This window comes from Apilactobacillus intestinapis (assembly GCF_049166695.1).
Taxonomy (GTDB): Bacteria; Bacillota; Bacilli; order Lactobacillales; family Lactobacillaceae; genus Apilactobacillus; species Apilactobacillus kunkeei_C.
On the sequence record NZ_JBMHFD010000006.1, the window covers coordinates 1 to 21,600 of the forward strand.

At 38.3% G+C, this 21,600-nt stretch carries 18 protein-coding genes; 1 reads left to right on the forward strand and 17 read right to left on the reverse strand.

Translation table 11 applies throughout. From position 1 onward, the window contains the following. The first annotated feature begins 215 nt into the window (after positions 1-215). Complete coding sequence (locus ACOMA7_RS04845; RefSeq protein ID WP_054607698.1) at positions 216-536, forward strand: hypothetical protein; 321 nt, start codon at positions 216-218, stop codon at positions 534-536. 25 nt (positions 537-561) lie between these two features. Here ACOMA7_RS04845 and ACOMA7_RS04850 read toward each other — a convergent pair whose 3' ends face one another. The 17 genes from ACOMA7_RS04850 to gyrB all read right to left on the reverse strand — a co-directional run bounded on the left by ACOMA7_RS04850 (position 562) and on the right by gyrB (position 21,594). Beyond that, on the reverse strand, positions 562-1,074 hold the full coding sequence (locus ACOMA7_RS04850; protein WP_202812706.1) for a GNAT family N-acetyltransferase: 513 nt from the start codon (positions 1,072-1,074) through the stop codon (positions 562-564). An 11-nt stretch (positions 1,075-1,085) separates the two neighbouring features. After that, positions 1,086-1,535: a MarR family winged helix-turn-helix transcriptional regulator gene (locus ACOMA7_RS04855; protein ID WP_301945760.1), complete on the reverse strand. Its 450-nt coding sequence runs from the start codon at positions 1,533-1,535 to the stop codon at positions 1,086-1,088. 98 nt (positions 1,536-1,633) lie between these two features. Beyond that, complete coding sequence (locus ACOMA7_RS04860) at positions 1,634-2,623, reverse strand: D-2-hydroxyacid dehydrogenase (RefSeq protein ID WP_054607695.1); 990 nt, start codon at positions 2,621-2,623, stop codon at positions 1,634-1,636. Next, positions 2,624-3,790, reverse strand: a complete 1,167-nt coding sequence (locus ACOMA7_RS04865; protein ID WP_301945762.1) for an aminotransferase class I/II-fold pyridoxal phosphate-dependent enzyme — start codon at positions 3,788-3,790, stop codon at positions 2,624-2,626. A 179-nt stretch (positions 3,791-3,969) separates the two neighbouring features. Beyond that, complete coding sequence (locus tag ACOMA7_RS04870; protein ID WP_421392330.1) at positions 3,970-5,613, reverse strand: peptide ABC transporter substrate-binding protein; 1,644 nt, start codon at positions 5,611-5,613, stop codon at positions 3,970-3,972. Between the two features lie 16 nt (positions 5,614-5,629). Further along, positions 5,630-6,820, reverse strand: a complete 1,191-nt coding sequence (locus tag ACOMA7_RS04875) for a metal-dependent hydrolase family protein (RefSeq protein ID WP_421392332.1) — start codon at positions 6,818-6,820, stop codon at positions 5,630-5,632. Positions 6,821-7,308: 488 nt separating this feature from the next. Then, positions 7,309-8,490: an MDR family MFS transporter gene (locus ACOMA7_RS04880; RefSeq protein WP_421392335.1), complete on the reverse strand. Its 1,182-nt coding sequence runs from the start codon at positions 8,488-8,490 to the stop codon at positions 7,309-7,311. Between the two features lie 61 nt (positions 8,491-8,551). Further along, a complete protein-coding gene (gene dnaB / locus ACOMA7_RS04885) occupies positions 8,552-9,940 on the reverse strand; it encodes a replicative DNA helicase (RefSeq protein ID WP_034530644.1) in 1,389 nt (462 codons plus the stop codon). Positions 9,941-9,964: 24 nt separating this feature from the next. Further along, on the reverse strand, positions 9,965-10,417 hold the full coding sequence (gene rplI, locus ACOMA7_RS04890) for a 50S ribosomal protein L9 (RefSeq protein WP_034530642.1): 453 nt from the start codon (positions 10,415-10,417) through the stop codon (positions 9,965-9,967). Between the two features lie 67 nt (positions 10,418-10,484). Then, positions 10,485-12,521 carry a DHH family phosphoesterase gene (locus ACOMA7_RS04895; protein WP_081006845.1) on the reverse strand — a complete coding sequence of 679 codons (2,037 nt, stop codon included), beginning with the start codon at positions 12,519-12,521 and terminating at the stop codon, positions 10,485-10,487. 164 nt (positions 12,522-12,685) lie between these two features. Continuing rightward, positions 12,686-12,922: a 30S ribosomal protein S18 gene (gene rpsR, locus ACOMA7_RS04900; protein ID WP_034530639.1), complete on the reverse strand. Its 237-nt coding sequence runs from the start codon at positions 12,920-12,922 to the stop codon at positions 12,686-12,688. Between the two features lie 28 nt (positions 12,923-12,950). Further along, positions 12,951-13,448 carry a single-stranded DNA-binding protein gene (gene ssb, locus ACOMA7_RS04905; RefSeq protein WP_034533769.1) on the reverse strand — a complete coding sequence of 166 codons (498 nt, stop codon included), beginning with the start codon at positions 13,446-13,448 and terminating at the stop codon, positions 12,951-12,953. Positions 13,449-13,492: 44 nt separating this feature from the next. Further along, positions 13,493-13,783 (reverse strand): 30S ribosomal protein S6, encoded by a 291-nt coding sequence (gene rpsF / locus ACOMA7_RS04910; protein WP_053791249.1) that lies wholly within the window; start codon positions 13,781-13,783, stop codon positions 13,493-13,495. A 184-nt stretch (positions 13,784-13,967) separates the two neighbouring features. After that, positions 13,968-15,056 carry an SdiA-regulated/phytase-like domain-containing protein gene (locus ACOMA7_RS04915; RefSeq protein WP_054607689.1) on the reverse strand — a complete coding sequence of 363 codons (1,089 nt, stop codon included), beginning with the start codon at positions 15,054-15,056 and terminating at the stop codon, positions 13,968-13,970. Positions 15,057-15,633: 577 nt separating this feature from the next. Next, the gene (locus tag ACOMA7_RS04920) at positions 15,634-16,923 is read right to left on the reverse strand and encodes an MFS transporter (protein ID WP_421392343.1); all 1,290 of its coding nucleotides are present in this window, start codon (positions 16,921-16,923) and stop codon (positions 15,634-15,636) included. A gap of 128 nt (positions 16,924-17,051) precedes the next feature. Beyond that, entirely contained in the window at positions 17,052-19,529 is a 2,478-nt protein-coding gene (gene gyrA / locus ACOMA7_RS04925) for a DNA gyrase subunit A (protein ID WP_421392417.1), read from the reverse strand. Between the two features lie 118 nt (positions 19,530-19,647). Further along, positions 19,648-21,594 carry a DNA topoisomerase (ATP-hydrolyzing) subunit B gene (gene gyrB, locus ACOMA7_RS04930; protein ID WP_034533762.1) on the reverse strand — a complete coding sequence of 649 codons (1,947 nt, stop codon included), beginning with the start codon at positions 21,592-21,594 and terminating at the stop codon, positions 19,648-19,650. Between the last annotated feature and the right edge of the window lie 6 nt (positions 21,595-21,600).

Sequence of the window (21,600 nt, forward strand, 5' to 3'; positions counted from 1 at the left end):
TTTATTAGTGATTTTTGTAAATCCTAAACCATTATAATAATCTTTAATGGCAGCTAATTTTAATTCTTTAGAAAACATAAAAGAACCCCTTAAGTTAGATTTCTCCAACTCAAGGGGTTCAGTTCAAGCTCGAATAGAGCTCTTTTTTTATTTTTTTATTTTAGTTTTACAAGCAACCCTGAGACATTTAAAATAAAGTCAGGAGTTGAATACAAATGCAAAAAACTACTAAAGGCGTGTTAGCTGCCATCAGTCTTTTGATGACTGTCTACATGCTAATTATCACCATCAAAGATATTTCAGACTTATACGTAACTGATTTTTCACTAACACTATTATGGTTAATCACCATTTTGACATTTGTTGAAATCATTTTATTTTTCTGGAAAAACAATTGGATGATCCCCGCAGTAATCGGCATCATCGTATTTATCTTAGGAATCATTCTAGTCGCAAACGGGACACTTGGTTTTACCATCATTTTGATTAATTTAATCATTTCAGTCCTATTAAGCGTATATAGTTTATATAACTAAAAAAAGAGCTCATAATGAGCTCTTTTTATATTGCTTTTTTCATTAAAATATCTCTTTGTTTATCGGAACCAACAACAAAGATGTGTTCAGAGAAAGGCGTAAATCCTTTTACTTGATAGAAACCAATCGCGTTTGTATTGTTTTCCCAAACGCCAAGCCAAATAAAGCTCTTATCCGCTTCTTTAGCAGCATTAATCGCGTAGTTCATAAATTGAGATCCTAAGCCGCGACGTTTAAAATTCTTTCTGATGTAAATTCTTTCAACTTCTAAATAGTCACTGCCCATATCTTCAGATTGAGCTTCATCAATATTAATCTTTAGGTAACCAGCCAATTCATTATCAACGTAGATAAACTCGAAATCAGTTTTATCATCGCTAATTTCCTTCTTTAGCTGATCAATTCCATAATTGTTCTCAAACATTTCTTCTAAATCTTGCTGACTGTTATCATCACCAAAAGTATCTTTGAAAGTTTCAATACTAATTTGACGAAGTTCGTAAACATCAGATAATTTAACTTTCTTCATTTCAATCATAATAACGCCTCCTAGTAGTCTCTTTTCTCACCACGTTTGACTTTTTGCCAATCTTTTACGACATTGTCTTTGGCTTTATCTAATAATTGATTAAATAATTTTCTTTCGGATGCGCTAAAACCATTAAGAGCAACTTCATTAGAATACTTATTCTCCCTATCTACAATGTCATACATTTCTTTTCCTTTTTCAGTCAGGTATAAGAGCTGATTTTTTCTATTATTTACACTAATTTCTTTTCTTATTAACTGTGCTTTTACTAAATTGTTAACGGCCCTGCTACCAGTTGTCTTATCAACACAAATCATTTCACATAGTTGTTGTAAAATAATCCCAGGATTTTCGCCTATACGGACTAAATATAGATATTGCCCCTTTGATAATTCATATTCCTTAAACTCTATATTACTAATTGAATCCAAAGACCTTGCTATCACACCTATTTTCCTTAATGAATCCATACAAGCACCTCCACTTTTTGTTGCAAATGCAACTATATCACAATTACATATTATTTTCCAACAAAAAAAGAGCTCATAATGAGCTCTTTTTTGTTTCTTTAATTAACGGGGTACACAGCCTCTTCTCCGTTAACAATCTTGATAGCATCTCTCGTTGAGAATAACGCCATATTGTAGACCGCAATGTCGGTAAAGAAGGCAATATGTGGAGTAACAATTACGTTATCCATCGCAATTAAAGCTTTTAAGTTGTCATTGTCGTATCCCTTGTCACCAAGGTCGACACTGGTAATTCCAGCTTCACCATCAAACACATCAATTCCTGCTGCACCGATTTCACCGGCTTCTAGGGCAGCAACCAACGCGTCAGTATCAACAACTCCACCACGGGAGGCGTTGATGAAAATAGCATCGTTTTTCATCTTCTTGAATCGATCAAAATTCATAAAACGGTCCATTTCAGGCGTTAATGGTGTGTGTAGGGTTACGACATCAGATTCTGATAATAGGTAGTTTACATCTACGTATTCGACCGTATCAGCCAAATCAGTTCGTTGGACTGGATCGTATGCTAACACACGAGCGCCTAGCGCTCTAAAAATACGTGCGGATGCACTTCCGATGGTACCGGCTCCGATTACTCCAACGGTTAAGTTGTGAATTTCACGGGCTTGCGCACCGGTCCAACTAAAGTCGTTTCGTTCCTCACGCTTGCTGTAATCCTTTAAACGGCGTAATAACGCCATGGTATCAGCTAATACTAATTCACTGACTGAGCGAGGTGAGTACCCAGAAACATTGGTAACTTTTAGGTTGTATTTGTTAGCTAGATCTAAATCAATAATTTCGTATCCGGTACTACGTAACGAAATTTGTTTGATACCATTTTCGGCCAAACGTTTGTATAAATCTTCGCCTTCAAGGTTACCGTGTTGTTGGATAGTAATTGCATCGTAATCCTTGGTCTTATCGACGTTATCAAGGGATAGTCCCTCTTCCGTCCAGTCGATTTGGACCTTCAAATCATCAGCAATTTTTGCAAAAGTTTCTACTTCATATGGTTGGGTGTTAAACATTAGTATTTTCATCTAGTTATCCTCCACAAACTTAGCAATGCGTTTCACTGCTTCATTCAAATTGTCTTCACTGGTTGCATAACTTAAACGGAAATACCCCTTTCCAGATTTACCAAACGCACTACCAGGCATTGTTCCAACCTTGGCTTCTCTGGCAACTCGACGACAGAATTCAAAGTCATCGTCGCCAAATTTTTCAGGAATCTTACCAAAGATGTAAAATGCACCACTTGGGTTAGGACTTTCAATTCCTGCATCAGCTAATCCCTGACGTAGTAAGTTACGGCGCTTTTCGTAAACTTTTCTCATTTCAATACCATCATCTTTACCGTTTGTTAAAGCTTCAACGGCAGCGTATTGAACGGCACCAGGTAATGATGTGGCAGTGTATTCGTGAATTGAGCGCGCAGTATGGATGATTTCTTCTGGTCCATAAACCAGACCAACTCTCCATCCTGTCATCGCATGTGACTTAGATAGTCCATTGAATACAATTGTGCGTTCAGGAATGAATTTCGCAATTGATTCATGTTCTTGATCGTAAGTTAATTCACTGTAAATTTCGTCGCTAAAACAGACGAGGTCGTGTTTTTCAATCACATCAGCCAAGCCCTTTAATTGTTCCGAAGTGTATGACACTCCAGTTGGGTTGTTTGGTGTATTGATGATGACAATTTTAATTGTTGGGTGTTCCTTAATCGCTGCTTCTAATTTTTCGGGAGTTAGGACAAATCCATCGTCGGATGTATCAACTTCTACCGAATGAGCGCCAAAGAATTCAACATTGTTAAAATATGGAGAAAACGCGGGTGAAGGTACCACAACGCCATCCCCAGGGTTTAGCAATGCTCCAAACGTGATAAATAGCGCTTCGGTAACACCAACAGTGGCGATGAACTGAGTTTCAGAATCGTAATGTAAATCGTATTTATCTGCTAAAAATTTAACGGCAGCATCGCGCAATTCCTTAACGCCACGTGAATCAGTGTAATGACTGTGGTTGTTGTTGATTGCCGCAATTGCTGCCTCCTTAATGTGATCAGGTGTGTTGAAGTCAGGTTCTCCAATTGTTAATGGAATTAAACCTTCAACATCAGAAATTGAATCGCTGAAACCTAATAAGACATCAGGTTTAACGTTACTCATTCTGTCACTAATTTTGTTAATTAATTTAGACATATTAATCAACCTCCCTTTACAAATATTAGAAAATAATTAGAAACATTATCGATATATTATTACGATTATATAGCCAATGTCAAACTAATTATTAATTTTGTATTAGAAAAATGAATTAATTTCATCTAAGCGAATGGACAAAATAAAAAAGAACCCGGTAATTGGGTTCTTTTTGAATGTTATTTTTCAACGTATGCTTTGCTGAAGTTCCATTCCAAACCAGTAGCTGAGTGAGTAACGTTTTTGATGTTAGTCTTAACAACTTGTGGTTCTGAGCTTTGGTAGAATGGTACGGCACCTTGATTGTTCATAAGAATCTTTTCGGCCTTAACCATGTCATCCCAACGTTTTGCTGAATTGTTGGCATCGGTGGTTGATGCAGCATTTACATACTTGTCATATTCAGCATTCTTCCATCTTGCAAAGTTGTATGGGTAGGTACTTGTTAGCAATTGTAGGAATGAAATTGGGTCTGGGTAAGTGGTGCTCCATCCAGTAACTGTGGCGTCGTAATCGTAGGCAATTTGTCTGCTCAAACGAGCCTTAGTTGGAATGTTAGTAGCGGTTACCTTCAAACCAGGTAGTTGACTAAATGCTGAACTTTGTAGGAATTCAGTGATTGATTTACCTTCAGAAGTATCATCGAACAAGATGTTGAATGTAAGTGACTTCTTACCAATTTCTTTCATTCCCTTATTCCAGTAGTATAGAGCCTTCTTCTTGTTGTAGGTTGCTGCGTCCTTAACGTAAGCAGCATCTGCAAAATCAACACCGTTTCTGCTCATCATTCCAGTTGAAACTAATCCCTTAGCTGGGAATGAGCCATCACCCATTACGTCGTTAACAAATTGATCCCTGTTAACTACCATTGATAGAGCTTTTCTAATGTTGACATTCTTAAATGCAGGAATCCTGTCTTCATTAAATTCTAGATAGTTGTTACGTGCACTGGCTAATTGATGGAATTCAGGAGTGCCCTTGTAATGTTTAACTTGTTCCTTATCAGCTAACATCATTTCATCCAGTTGACCTGATTGGTATTCGTTGTAGGCAGTGTTAGCGTCCTTTTCAACGTTAATCTTAATCTTTTCTAGCTTAGTACTCTTGGCATCCCAGTAGTTATCATTCTTTTCTAGCATCCAAGTATCATTGGTTCCGGTCCAACCGGTAACCTTAAAAGGTCCATCGTAAATTTGATTTTCTGAATTAGTTCCATATTTGCTACCCTTTGATTCAACAAATGATTGTTTTTGAGGTAGGAAATCAGTCCCAGCTACTAGGTACTTAAAATATGGTTGTGGGTTAGATAGTTTAAATACTACCGTCTTATCGTTTGGTGCATATACACCTAACTTCTTGTATGACATTTGACCCTTACTTACAGCTTCATAATTTACGATATGATCAAAATCATATGTATTTTGTGCGGCAGTTTTAGGGTTAACTGTGCGTTGAATTCCGTAAACGAAATCATTGGCAGTGACCTTGCTACCATCACTCCATTTAGCATTATCTCTTAAATGGAATGTATATGTCTTACCATCTTTTGAAACATCGTAACTTTTAGCTATTCCGTTCTCTAATTTACCTTTGTCCCCGTAGGTTAATAAACCTTGTTCAGCATTTAAAGCAGTATTACCTGTCTCTGCATCAACAATCTTTGAAGGGTCTAAAGTGGTAATTTCTGATGATGCCATCCAATTAATTGGCTTGGTAGTTCCGTTATTGGATGTTTGACTTGCTGAGTTGGACTTACCACAGGCGGCTAAACCAATAGCCATCATAATCATGGTTGATCCGATAATCATTTTGTTTTTCTTCATAAAATTCATCCCTATTCTAAAATTCTTTTCTTCCGCTTATATACACTTCTTTATCTGTTTGTTGGACTGCTTTGATATCTTCCATTGGATTGTCATCAATGATTATGAAATCCGCGTATTTATCTTTCTCGATTGAGCCGTATTCATCATCAATTTTCATTAACTCGGCGGCCTTGTAAGAAGTTCTGTACGCTTCAAATTCACTCATTCCGATACGATCAACCATCATCTCTAATTCCTTAGGAGTGGTCATATCAAAGTAGTTATAAGGTGTTCCTGCATCAGTACCTAATGCGATGTTGACGCCGTTTTGATACGCCTTTTTGACATTGGTATATGCATCGTCCATTGCGTTAGCCATCTTTTGGTGTTCCCACTTAGGTAATGTTTCCTTACCCTTCTCGGTTACAGATGCAGCGGCGATAATGGTTGGAACAATATATGTGCCACGTTCTTTCATCATTGCGATTTCTTCATCGTCAACGTAAAAACCGTGTTCGATAGAATCTACGCCAGCTTCAATGGCGTTTCTAATTCCTGGATTACCTTCAGCGTGAGCTGCGACAATCTTATGTTTGTTATGTGCTTCGTAAACGGCGACCTTCATTTCATCAATTGTTAATTGAGCTTCGTCCATGAAGTCACCAGGTGACATTACTCCTCCAGATGCCATAATCTTGATGCAATCAGCACCAGCTTTTAAGCCTTCACGAATTTTCTTTCTCATTTCATCTGGAGAATCAACAACGTTTCCGCCGTTGGCATAATCACCATGTCCACCGGTCATAGTAAAGGCCTTCCCTGAAGCCATCACATGTGGAACATTATCAATTTTGCCTTCGGTAATTAAACGCTTGATTGGAATATCGATTCCGTATCTAGCACCGCATTGTCTCACGTATGTACAGCCAGATTTTAAGAATGCTCGTAATGCCTTAATGGCATCGACTGTGGTTTCTACAACGTCCTTATCACCTCCAGTGCTAATGTTAGGATCACTGGTGATGTGAGTGTGGGCATTGATTAAACCCGGAGCGACAAACTTATGATTTACATCAATTACTTCATCATCTTCTGCTGGCGAAATTTTTTGAGCAATTTCAGTAATCTTCCCTGTTTCTACATCGACTGCAAAACTAAAATCTTTAAAGACATCTTCGTGGACTCCATCAAAGATGTTGGCGTTCTTAAAAATTTTTCTATGCATATAAATCTCTCCCAACTTTTTTAACAAATAACTAAAAAAACGCCCCTCAGCCAATCGGCTAAGGGACGTCTGTAACGTGGTACCACCCAGATTCAAAATATTTTCACAAATATTTTCTCGCTCGTACTACACAATTAGTGCTTCATACGCGGTACGATAATGGGTACAACCATTTCACCTGTAAAAGTGAACTTATACAATCAAGTCTTTCGATCAGTAGTCGCAATGCCCTTTCAGCAACGACACTCGCTTAGTACGGCTAAAGATCTAATTACCTTCATCAAAATGTTTTATTAGTTATTTGTTTTTTATTTATTGAACATTTCAAATACTAGACTTTGAGTTCAAAAAGGTCAATGGTTTTCTAACCATTTTGTCATTTATGTTTTCGATACTAGCATTAGATAAAATAATAATAGCTACATATCGGCTTTTATTTCTCTAATTTATTTTTAATAAAAAAGTTCGCTATAAAAATAGCGAACCAATTATTCTGAATATTTAGTTACTTTTTTGCGTGAATATCTAGCGATTAATTCTGATCCTAAAATAATTCCCACACACGTGATTGTACAAATGATGAATAATAATCCATACGAAGTGGCATCAATGATGATTCCACCAACCAATGGTCCAATTGCCTTACCAATTGCGGCCCAGGCGTTGGTTAATCCTTGGTACTTACCTTTTACTTCAACCGGCGTTAGCTCGTTGACCAACGCAGGAATTGAAGGAATTACGGATGCTTCTCCCAATGTTAGAACAATCATTGAGATAACGAATCCGGTGTAGGTATGGGTAAAGATTAGTGTGAAGAATGACAAACCGATAAATAGGATTCCAAAGTAAATTTGGAAGTATAGGCTGTCGTGTTTTTGCGCAATCCAGTTAATCAATAGTTGGAATACTACCAACAAGAATGCGTTTAACGTCCACAATAGACTGTACATTGATAGTGGAATTCCTGATCCGGTAATGTATACCGACATGTTGGATACCCATTGTTCATAGACAATCCAAATGATAGCTAGCGTCACAAAGAATGTGGTGACGATAATCCAGTTTGGACGTGGTAACTTCACCTTTGTCTTCTTCATGGAATCACGTTTAATTGGGTAAATCGAACCCTCTTTGTGATAGGTCAAGATAGCGCTAATGCCGTAAATAATCAATATGGCGGTGGTCAACATGAAGACGTAGCCAATTCCTACTGGATAGATAAAGCCAACGGCAATCGTGCCAAATACCACCCCGACGTTTTGCGCTAGGTATAACATATTAAAAATAAAACGCCCTGATTTTAGTTTAACGGTGGTTCCTAAGGAATTAATCATCGTTAGGTTCCAACCGGTCGTAAAGCCAAATAATACCAATCCAATTGGATAGTATGGCCAGCCATTAAAGAAAATTAATCCAAACGATATCAACACGGAAGTAATAATCCCCATTATCGTCAAAATATAGCGATTATGGCGGTCAAACAGTTTCCCCGATATATAATTACCCAAAACGTTAGAACTTGAGTATAGGAACAAAATTATGCCGACTTCGGTCAGTGACTTGCCCAATGCATCATGCATGTAGACGGTCGTAAGCGGCCAGACCGTACTTACCGCAATGTTATTAATTAATGATCCTAGAAATAACCAATGCAGTTTAATTTCATTCATTCTCTCACCCCCCGAATTTTGACAAAAAAATCCTTAGCAAACGCTAAGGATTTAGTTTTAATTAACCCTCATCATCTGGATTGTATGCGATAGATGAGAATTTATTATGTGATTTGATAAATAGTAACTTAACAGTTCCACGAGGACCTGAACGGTTCTTTTCGATAATTACTTCAACTTCACCTACGTCGTTGTTTTCTTCTACTTCTGATTCTTCTTCATCATCGTCGCCGTCTTCTCTTTCGTAATAATCATCACGGTATAGGAAGGCAACGATATCGGCATCTTGTTCGATTGATCCAGATTCACGAATATCAGATAGAACCGGACGCTTGTCTTGTCGTTGTTCAACTCCACGAGACAATTGGGATAGCGCAATAACTGGAACGCCCAGTTCCTTGGCAATCTTCTTCAATTGACGTGAAATGTATGAAACTTCTTGTTGACGGTTTTCTTGGCTACCACCATCAACCAGTTGCAAGTAATCGACCACGATTAGACCAAGGTTGTTAGTATCCTTAGCCAAACGTCTTGATTTGGCACGAATTTCGGAAATCTTAGTTCCGGCAGTGTCATCGATGTAGATGCTGGCATTGGATAGACTACCCATTGCCATGTAAACACTTTGCCATTCTTCACCAGTCAATTGACCAGTTCTCAAATGGTTGGCATCAATACTTCCTTCGGCACAAATCATACGACTAACTAGTGATTCGGCACTCATTTCCAAACTGAAAATAGCAACTGCTTTTCCAGACTTGGTACCCACGTTTTGCGCCAAGTTTAGGGCAAACGCAGTCTTACCAACGGCTGGACGAGCGGCTAGAATTACTAATTCATCATCATGCAAACCGGTTGTCATTTTATCTAGGGCTGGAAAGCCAGTCGACAAACCGGTAACAGTTGATTTTTGTTGAGCTAATTCTTGAATACTGTCTAGGGATTGTCCTAAAACATCCCCAATGAACTTGAAACCATTGCTGTTTCTATCTTCTGAAACGTTTAAGATTGAACGTTCAGCGTTATCCAATAGTTCATCAATGTTTCCGTTGTTGTTGTAACTTTCGGTCACAATGTCAGTTGCGGTCTTGATCAGACGTCTAGCAACTGCCTTTTGGTGAACGTTTTTGGCATAGTAAACAGCATTGGCAGCGGTTGGTGTTGTGGTTGCTAATTCAGCTAAGTAAGCCACACCACCGGCATCTTCTAGATTATGGCCACCTTCAAGTTCAGTTCTTAAAGTCGACGCATCAATTGGTTCGTCCTTGTCACCCAAGGTCTCCATAGCGGCGAAAATCAACTGATGAGCATGTCGATAAAAATCATCAGAGGTAATAAATTCTTGGGTTTCTGCTAATTTTTCATTGTCTAATAGGACAGCACCCAAGACGGCTTTTTCACCATCTAAATCTTGTGGTGGTGTTTGACCATTCATATACTCGTTACTCATACTACCCCTCGATTTCCTTTAAGATTATTTTTCACTTACATGAACTCTGATTGTAGCAGTAACTTGTTTGTGTAGTTTAACTGGAACGTTAGTGTAACCTAAGGTTCTAATTGGTTCACCCAATTCAATTTTACGCTTATCAATCTTTAAGCCATGTTGTTTTTGCATTTCTGCAACGATTTGTTTTGAGGATACTGATCCGAATAAACGGCCGTCAGCACCAACTTTAGCTGATAATTCAACGACTGTCTTATCATCTTCTAGTTTTGCCTTTAAGTCTTTGGCTTCTTGTAATTCAGCTGCAGCTTCTTTTGCTTCGGCGTGTTTTTCACCTTGAAGTTGGCTTAATGCTGAGTTGGTTGCTTCTTTAGCTTTACCTTGTTTAATTAAGAAGTTTTGTGCATATCCGTCGGAAACGTTCTTGATTTCTCCACGTTTACCTTTACCGCGAACATCTTCTAAAAATATAACTTTCATTCAAATCACTCCTCTTAATGTCTTTATATTATTATAAACTCTCTGGGTGTTTTTTTAAATGAATGAATTAATTGTCTTCTGATTCTTCAGGAGCTTCTTCGCTCTTTACTTCATTGATAGAATCCAAAAGCATTTGTTCCACTTCTTCAATTGTCTTATCGGCAATTTGGGTAGCACCACTTGATAAGTGACCACCACCACCTAGTTCTTCCATTACTCTTTGCACGTTAACTTCACCGTTACTTCTTGCAGAAATACCAATTAAATCATCTGGACGATGAGAGATAACGTAAGAAGCTTCAACACCAGACATGTTTAACATTGAATCAGCAGCTTGAGCGGCAGTAACAGGATCGTAGACCTTGTCTTCTTCACCGGCTACGTACATCATGTTTTCGTGTCCTTCAACGACCTTGGCCATTGAAATTAGATGCATTCTTGCCATGTAGGCATCAGGATTTTCACGCATGAATTGTTGCATTTCTTCTGAATCAGCACCCGCTGAACGTAGGTATGATGCAGCATCAAACGTTCTAGTTCCTGTACGTAAAGTGAATTGCTTAGTATCAACAAAGATACCGGTCAACATTGCTGTTGCTTCTAGTTTGCTTACTGGTTCAGCATCTTGTGATTGATATTCAAACATTTCGGTAATCAATTCACAGGTTGATGAAGCGTATGGTTCGATGTAGACCAAGACTGGGTTTTCAGGGAATTCTTCACCACGTCTATGGTGGTCAATAATCATAACCTTGCTTTCCAATCTGTTGTATAGGTCTTCAGACACACTCATTGATGGTTTAGAGTGGTCCACCATGATTAAAAGACTGTTGTCAGTAGCTAGTTGTAGGGCTTCATCTGGTGTGATGATGTCCGAAGCTAGAGTTTCGTCTTCCTTAGTCTTGTCGATTAAACGTTGTACGTCAGAGTGGAAAGTTCCATCTGGGATAACAACGTAACAGTGCTTGTTGTTCATCTTAGCTAAACGATGAATACCTAAGCCAGCACCAATTGAGTCCATATCTGGTTGGCTGTGACCTTGCACGAAGATAGTATCTGCTTCTTTGAATAGTTCTTGTAGGGCTTGAGAAATCATACGAGCACGAACTCTGGTACGTTTTTCCATTGGGTTGGTCTTACCACCATAGAAACGAGCTTCGTGGTCCTTAGCCTTCACAACAACTTGGTCTCCCCCACGACCTAAGGCTAAGTCCAAATCACTTTGGGCTTGTTCGGATAGGTCGTTTAGGTTGTCTTCACCATAAGCAATCCCGATACTCAAGGTAACTGGGTAGTTTTGCTTAGATGTAGATTCACGGATTTCATCTAGGATGCTGAACTTGTCATCTTCGATATCCTTTAGAACCTTTGAGTAGGCCATCATGATGTAGTGATCTTCATCAACTTGTTTGATGAATAAACCAAATTTTTGCGCCCAAATAGTCAATTCGTTGGTAACGTAGTTATTTAGGTTTGAGATTTCTTGGTCGGTCATTGATTGAGTAATTTCATCATAGTTATCCAAGAAAACTTGACCAACGGCGATTTTTTCGTCGTTGTAGTCTTTTTCGATTTGGTAGTACTTAGTGATATCCATCATGTATATGGTGCGATATTCCTTTTGAATCAACATTGTAAAGTAATGGTCTTCCCACTTTACGGTTGCGTAGTCAGGATTATCCCAATTGTTTTCTAGGATATCGGACAATTCTTCATTTACCTCTTCGACGGTCTTACCAAGTAAATCTTGATCACCAAAATAAGGGGTCAAATATGGGTTTACCCATTCAATTGCTCCTGTTTCACTGATCATTAATACACCAACTGGCATTTCCAAGAGTGTTTCTTGTTCACCACGGTGCATACGGTATGAAAGGTCTGAGATGTAATTATCGGTGCTGACACTTAGATCGTTCATTTTCTTAAAGATGTAAGATAACAATGAACATACGAATACTAAGAAAAGGACACCGGATTTCCAATCGTATAGGAAAGATACAACCAAACCAAAGATTGATAATACGGTTAAAGCTAACGCAATCCATCTAAGAACTTGGTTCTTCAAAAATGGAGGTAGGTTAGTTAGCGAGAACAATTTTTTCATTGTAACTCCTCTTTTTTTATTTTTTTATATCTTTATTTTATCACATTAGGTGATTATTCAAAAAAAGGAGCTACAAACATTATTTGTATCCCCTTTATATCGGTATTTTTGAGCATAAAAAAACTGAGACCGATAAAAAATCAATCCCAGTTAAAAAGTTATTTTTAGTCTTCTGAAACGAATGGCATTAAGCCCATGATACGTGCACGCTTGATAGCAAGAGTTAACTTACGTTGGTTCTTTGCGCTAGTACCAGTAACACGACGTGGTAAAATCTTACCTCTTTCAGATACGAAACGACTTAATAGGTTAGTATCTTTGTAATCGATGTATTCGATGTGGTTTGCGGCGATGAAGTCAACCTTACGGCGACGACGGCCACCTCTTCTTTGTTGAGCCATTAAATTTCCCTCCTCTTTTATTTACACATTAAAATGGTAAATCATCATCGGAAATATCAATTTGATCACCAGAGTTAGCGAACGGATCCGCTGAGTTGTTGCCACCATTATTTGATGGGGCGTTGTTTGATGAATCAAATGGATTGTTATTTCCTGCATTTGCTTGAGGAGCATTGTTGCCGGCGTTGTTGTTACCTTGGTTACTTGAACGAGGTTCTAGTAATGCAAAGTTTTCTACAACTACTTCAGTAACATATACTCTTTGGCCTTGTTGATTTTCGTAATTTCTTGTTTGAATACGTCCATCAATACCAACCAAAGCACCCTTATGGGTGAAGTTAGCAAAGTTTTCAGCGGATTTACGCCAGATAACACAGTTGATAAAATCTGCTTCTCTTTCACCTTGTTGGTTGGTAAAACTACGATCAACAGCTAAAGTGAAGTTACCTACGGCTGAACCGCTTGGAGTGTATCGCAAATCAACATCCCGTGTTAATCTACCAGTTAAAGTTGTACGATTAATCATGCTGAAAATTACTCCTCTCTTTTTTAAAACGTTTAAATTCTAAATTATCTTCTTACAGTCATTTGACGTAGAATGTCATCACTGAATTTTGATTGACGGTCGAATTCGTCTAGAGCAGTCTTGTCTGCAGTAGTTAGGTTAACGATGTGGTATACACCTTCGTTGTAACCGGCGATTTCGTAAGCGAAACGACGCTTTGACCAGTCTTTTGAATCAATAATCTTAGCACCATTGTCAGTTAGAACCTTGTCGAACTTAGCAACTAAGTCGTTCTTAGCTCCTTCTTCCATATCTGGACGAATGATGTAAGTAATTTCATATTTGTGTTCTTCCATGAATTACACCTCCTTGTGGACTTTAGACCCAACCTCTTGGGTTGAGTAAGGAGTACGAGTTATTTATAACCAATACTCACGTTCAATAAGTTTAACATTAAAAAATAAAATATTCAATACAAAAAACGGGATTGTTTTTCTGCGATACATTTATATATACGCAAATAAACATTCCTGTTATTTTTTAAAAGTTATTAATAGTAAATAGTTGTGATCCACGAATTGTTAGGATGTATCCTAAACCAGCTTGGTTAAAGGCAATTCCTTCGAATTCTAGGTTAGTCTTAAATTTAGTTGTTCTAACATCACTTGGACGTAATTTGTTTAACTTGTTTACTGGAATTGATGAAATAACACCGTCAGAAACTAGGTATAAACGATTATTTGCTGGGTTGTAACCCATTCCTTGAGTTTGGAAACCTTGACCGTTTGCTAAACCTTGCTTGATAGCTTGGAAAGTAACACGGTTGTTCTTAACTTGTCCCTTGAAGATAACGATTCTACCAGCGGATTTACCTTGCATACGGTATTTAACGTATGTATAGAAGTTTCCGTTGTTATCAATCGCTAATTCATTATTAATTGAGTATGAAGGACTGAAGTTAAACTTAATTTGCTTAATTGGTTTTAATGTAGTTGGACTAACTTCAACTAATGTTGGTGAAGTTGTCACAACGCCCATTTTTACATACCATAGCGTATTAGTCTTTGGGTTCAATGCTAGTGATTGACCATGACCGGCGTCAAATTTAGGACCAAACTTGATGGCTGACATAATTTGTGGGTCACGATCTCTAACACCCATTCTTAATTGAGCCATGTTGGTAGTATCAATACCTAAACTTTGTAGCTTCCAAAGGTCGTATCTAATAATGGTGTTTTCAGTATCTGGGTACATTACGTAAGCGTATTGACCAGATCTTGAAATAGCGACACTTTGTGGATTTCCAAGATCACCACTTGATTTGTATGAAACTGGTAGGTAAAAACTAGTTTTGGCATTACGACGGAAATTTCCACCTTTTGCAAACATAGTGTATGAACTTGATTGGTAAGTAGAGCTTTCGTAGTATCCATCGCTAGAACCGTAACTGTACTTTGGAATGTATGCATAGTTTCCGTTGTTTACGAAGTGTGTTGCATAACCACCCTTCAAAGCATATCCCCTTTGATGGTATGTCTTAACGCTAGCATTAGCGTTAACTCCCATAGCAATCAATAGGAACAATGAAAAGACAAACAACAAAGTCTTCAAATCTCTCTTAAAAGTCATAAGAATATCCCCTCAATTCTTGATATGTTTTAATTCTATCACCAATTTAATAAAATTTTAATTAAGAATTTATTAATTTATTATACTTTACGTTCAATCATCTTTACGCATGATGATTTTATAAACCACAAACAGTATATATATAAAGACCATTTGAAGGGAAATTGATGGAAAAGTATATCTCAAAAAATTAACGATAAAATGAATAACCGGTTCAAAATAAATTGATGAGATCATTTGATCTATCTTGCCGACTAAATAAATAAAAAGCCAGCTCCATAGAATTGAGGAGATTGTATAGACTACGAAACTGATTGAAATAACAATTTTACTCATACTTAAGAAGTCATCCTTATCAAAGGCAACGGCCGAAAATACAACCATACTACTGGTAGCTGATATAAATAAGACATTTGCCAAATCCATCCTGCCAGAATTTCGAATGAAGTCGTAGACATCATAGCAAAGTGACAACAAGATAATGTTAACCACGGCTATTTTCGTGTATTTAAAAAAATCATGAATTTGTTTAACCGTTTCTGGTGAATGATGTTTCTTTGAACGCATATTATTCTCCTTAATTAATCTGATCCGCATGCTCCTCCACATACAAATCATCTTTTTTAATGTTTCTAACGAATTGAGAAATACTAAACACGGTATAGACTATTAAAATCACACCGCTAATAATCATAATCAAACTACCATTTGGGAAAATGTCATATAACCATGTGTATACCAAGGTTCCAAATGGCATGATGGCATACCCAACAGTATAAAGTGTGGAACTAACCCTGCCCAAAATGTTATGTTCAACGGTACTTTGAAGACGAATTTCAATCGCCAAGTCAAAGATGGCAAAGGATAATTCCATCAATAATGACAATAGCATCCCAATTACCGAAACAATCATTTGATTCTTGGTAACGGTGAATAGTAATCCTAAGCCAACTAGACTGATTCCAACCAAAATCATGGTCGACATAATCTTAATTCCAAAGTGATTTTGTTGCCTTAATCGACTGGTAATCAAACTACCAGTTAGATAACCAATTGAGTATCCGGTTTCCGTCCAAATTACTACCGAATTGGGCAACCCTAATTGGTTAACGATGATGAATGGACTCCCGGTAACAACAGCCGTGTAGAAGAAGTTAACCACGATTTCCGCCACAATACTGTCTCGAATAAATGGCCGTCTTTTAACGTATTGAAGGGTTTGTTTAAACTGTTGTCTTTGCGATACGCGTTCTTGTTTTTCCGCTTTAACCTCGTAGAAATGAAGCGACATCATAATTAACATAGCTACTACCGTCGCTGAGATTTCTAAAGCGATTAATCCCTCGACACTAATCAAGGCATACAGCGTAATCCCTAAGACGGGCGATAATATTCTAGAAGCTGATGCAACTGCGGTGGTGAGCGAAGTCAGTTTTGCGACATCCGACATTCTCACTAATTGACGAATTGATGCTGAGTACGCTGTGTTTCTCAGGTTCACCAAGATAGAATCAATCGCAATAAAAATCGCGACAGGAATCAATAATGATCCACCGTGGAAAAATGGTAGTGCTAATGCTAATGCAAGAAAACCAATCATTCTTAGGACATAGCCCCAAAAGATAATGCGCTTATGATTGTGGGTATCGACAAAGTTTCCAATCGGAATAAACGTCAATAAACTAATCAAGGGACCGACGGCAATGTTCATCCCAAAGCTCAATGGAGAATGGGTGGCATGCAATAGCATGAAACTAATTCCGTACTGGAATATTCCATAACTAAAAGCCCCCAGCCCATTACTCGTCAGTGACTTAATAATTTGTTGGTTGGATTGGCTCTGCGTTAGTTGATTTTGTTTTTCCATTCGCTCACCCCCCCGTTTTATAAAGTGTATTAAGGATTAATTATAGATTTATTGGTGAACAACCACAATAAAAAAGCTTTCATCATAGGACTTTGATATCCTACATGAAAGCTTTTTTTGTTTGACGATTATTCTTCGTCGTTGTTATTTGCTTCGTCAGTTGATTCTGCATTGTCAGAACTTACTTCAGCGGTTTGTTCTTCAGCATCATCTTCTGTTTCGTCTTCTTTTTGAACACGGGCAACAGTTGATACTCTAGAATCTTCATCAATCTTGATTAAATGAACCCCTAGAGTAGCACGACCGGTTTGTGAAACGTCAGAAATACTAAATCTGATCATAACACCCTTGTCAGTAACAAGCATGATATCTTCATCACCGGCAACAGTAGTCAATCCAGCTAATGGACCGTTCTTTTCAGTCACGTTAACTGTCTTGATACCCTTACCACCACGGCCTTTGATTTGGTATTCGGAAGCAGGAGTTTGCTTACCGTAACCATTTTCAGAGATAACGAAGACGTTGTCGTTTGGATCTAATACATCCCCACCAACTACGTAATCATTTTCTCTTAGACGGATACCACGAACCCCGGTAGCAGAACGTCCCATTGAACGAACGTCTGAAACCTTGAAGCTGACACAGTAACCTAAGTGAGTACCAATAATAATGTTTTGGTCTTCAGATACTGTTGATACACGCATCAATTCGTCTTCATCCTTCAAGTGAATAGCCTTTAGACCATTACTTCTGATGTTTTGGAATTCATCGATTGGTGTACGTTTTACAGTTCCCTTTAGGGTTGTGAAGAATAAGAACTTGCCGTCGTTACTTTCGTTATCGTCAACTGGAATAACAGCTTGAATCTTTTCATCTGTATCAATTCCTAATAGGTTGATGATTGGAATCCCCTTAGCGGAACGACCGTATTCAGGGATTTCGTAACCCTTCATTCTGTAAACCTTACCTAGGTTGGTAAAGAATAGTAATGAATGGTGAGTAGTAGTTGCTAGTAAGTGTTCGATGAAGTCATCATCGTGGACACCCATTCCTTGCACACCACGACCACCACGGTTTTGGCTCTTGAATTCTGAAGTAGCAGTACGTTTGATGTAACCGTTGTGAGTCAATGTAATCATGATATCTTCTTCAGCGATTAAATCTTCGTCTTCGATACTTAGAACTTCACCAACACGTAGTTCAGTCTTTCTTTCGTCACCGTATTTTTCTTGGATTTCTAGTAATTCTTGATAGATTAATTCATTAATCTTTTCACGACTACCTAGAATTTCCTTGTAACGTTCGATGTCTTTTAATAGTTCGGCATGTTCGCTAACAATCTTGTCGCGTTCCAAACCAGTCAAACGAACAAGACGCATGTCCAAGATAGCTTGGGCTTGCTTATCGGTTAGTGAGAATTCACTCATTAATTGATCCTTAGCGATTGCTGAGGTTTGTGATTCACGGATGATTGTAATAACACGGTCAATGTTATCCAAAGCAACGATTAAACCGGCTAAGATGTGAGCACGGTTTTCAGCTTTGGCTAATTCGTATTCAGTACGACGTTTGATAACGTTAACTTGGTGTTCCAAGTATTCATTTAAGATTTCTTTCAAACTTAAAATCTTTGGAGTACCTTCAACGATAGCTAGCATGTTAAAACTAAAGCTAGTTTGCATTAATGTTAGCTTATATAGGTTATTTAGAACGACTTGAGCAGATGCATCACGTCTAACATCAATCACGATTCTCATACCATCACGGTCAGATTCATCATTGATATCTGTAATCCCATCTAGTCGTTTGTCACGAACAAGGTTAGCGATGTGTTCGATTAACTTCGCCTTGTTAACCATGTATGGAATTTCAGTAGCGATAATGCGTTGCTTACCACTCTTTTGTTCTTCAATTTCAGTCTTAGCACGTAGCACGATGCTACCCTTACCAGATTCGTAAGCTCTTCTAATTCCAGACTTACCTAAAACGACCCCACCGGTTGGGAAATCAGGTCCAGGTAATGCTTCCATCAAGTCAGCAGTAGTAGCTTCTGGATTGTTCATTAAGATATGAATTGCTGAGATTACTTCGCTTAAATTGTGAGGAGGAATGTTTGTAGCCATCCCAACGGCAATTCCGGAAGCACCATTAACAAGTAGGTTAGGGAAACGAGAAGGTAATACTTCTGGTTCTCTTTCACTACCATCGAAGTTATCTTGGAAATCGACAGTATCCTTGTTGATGTCTCTTAGCATTTCCATCCCAATTTTACTTAGTTTTGCTTCGGTATAACGCATGGCAGCGGCACCATCACCATCGACAGAACCGAAGTTACCATGTCCATTAACCAATGGATATCTGTAACTAAATGTTTGGGCCATTCTAACCATTGATCCATAAACTGCAGCATCACCATGGGGGTGATACTTACCAAGAGTATCCCCTACGATTCTGGCAGACTTACGGAATGGTTTGTCAGGAGTTAAACCAAGTTCACGCATATCGTATAGGATTCTTCTGTGAACTGGTTTCATTCCGTCTCGAACATCAGGAAGGGCACGCGCAACGATAACACTCATTGCGTAGTCCAAGAATGATGTTTTCATTTTTTCAGATAAGTCAACGTTTTCAATACGATGGCTTGATAAATCTTCATTATTGGCCAATGTTTTTACCTCCAATTCATGGTCGTTACATTAAAATGTTTCACATGAAACATTCATGTTAAATGTCTAAGTTTTCAACGAATGTGGCGTTTTCTTCAATGAATTTACGACGTGGTTCTACCTTGTTACCCATCAACATGTCAAAGATTTCAGCAGCTTGTGCAGCATCCTTTGCTTCAACTCTTTGTAGACGACGGTTGTCTGGGTTCATAGTAGTATCCCAAAGTTGTTCGGCATCCATTTCACCAAGACCCTTGTAACGAGAGATGCTAGGTTTTGGAGATGCAGGCAATTGAGCCTTCCATTGTTCCAATTCATCATCATTTGCAATGTATCTAATCATCTTACCTTGTTGTAAACGATACAAAGGTGGTTGAGCGATGTAGACATATCCAGCGTCGATTAATGGACGCATGTAGTTGTAAATCAATGTCAATAGAAGTGTTTGAATGTGGGCACCATCGACATCGGCATCGGTCATGATAATTAGTTTGTGGTAATGAACCTTTTCGATATCAAAGTCATTACCGAAACCAGTACCCATTGCTGTAAACATTGATCTGATTTCTTCATTGGCTAAAATCTTGTCCATTGTCGCCTTTTGAACGTTCAAAATCTTACCTCTAATTGGCAAAATTGCTTGGGTCAAACGGGAACGACCTTGCTTAGCAGATCCACCCGCGGAGTCCCCTTCGACAATGAATAATTCAGAAATTTCAGGGTCACGACTAGTATTGTTTGCTAACTTACCAGGTAAGTTAGAAATTTCTAGTCCTGATTTCTTTCTGGTAACTTCACGCGCACGCTTAGCAGCGGCACGGACACGAGATGCTAATGCACCCTTTTCAACAATTTGCTTACCCAAGGTTGGGTTTTCAAATAAGAACTTAGCAAAGTGTTCTGAGAAGATGTGATCAGTAGCAGTTCTTGCGTCTGAGTTACCCAACTTAGTCTTAGTTTGTCCTTCGAATTGTGGGTCCGGATGCTTAACAGAAATAACGGCTGTTAAACCTTCACGAACGTCAGGACCAGTTAAGTTATCGTCTTTTTCTTTTAATAGGTTGTTCTTACGAGCGTAATCGTTGATAACACGAGTTAATGCACGTTTGAAACCTTCTTCGTGAGTACCACCTTCGATGGTGTGAATGTTGTTGGTAAATGTTCTCATTTCACTGTGGTAATCATCAGTGTATTGAAGTGCAACTTCAACTGAAATGTCATTTTCCATTCCTTCAACATAGATTGGTTCTTCGAATAATGGTGTCTTTTCACTATCGATGTATTCAACGTAGTGTTTGATACCACCTTCGTAATGGAATTCTTCGTATGTTGGTTCTTCTGGACGGTTATCACGAAGTGAAATCTTTAGTCCCTTGTTTAAGAAAGCAAGTTCTCTAATTCTTTCGGTTAAAGTTTTGATGTTGTAAGTGGTTGTTTCAGTAAAGATATCTGGATCTGGAAGGAAGTGAACCTTAGTACCGTGGTTATCTGGATCATCATCACCAACGAATTTCATCTTGGTGTTAACGTGACCACGTTTGAAGTCCATGTAGTACTTCTTACCATCACGAGTTACGGTTACATCTAATTCAGTTGATAATGCATTAACAACTGATGCCCCAACCCCGTGAAGACCACCAGAAACCTTGTATCCGCCACCACCGAACTTACCTCCGGCATGCAAGATAGTAAATACTGTTTCTAGGGCTGGCTTTCCAGTTTTTTCTTGGATATCAGTAGGAATCCCACGTCCATTATCGACGATTGTAATACTGTTATCTTTTTCAACAGTTACGTGAATAGTGTCGGCGAAACCAGCTAGGGCTTCATCAATCCCATTATCAATAATTTCCCATACCAAATGGTGGAGACCTTGAACACTGGTTGATCCAATGTACATACCTGGACGTTTACGTACCGCTTCTAGACCTTCTAGAACTTGAATTTGGCTGGCATTATATTCGTCAGCTTTTCTTCTTTGTTCTTCTTTTTCATTTTCAGTCAACTTTAT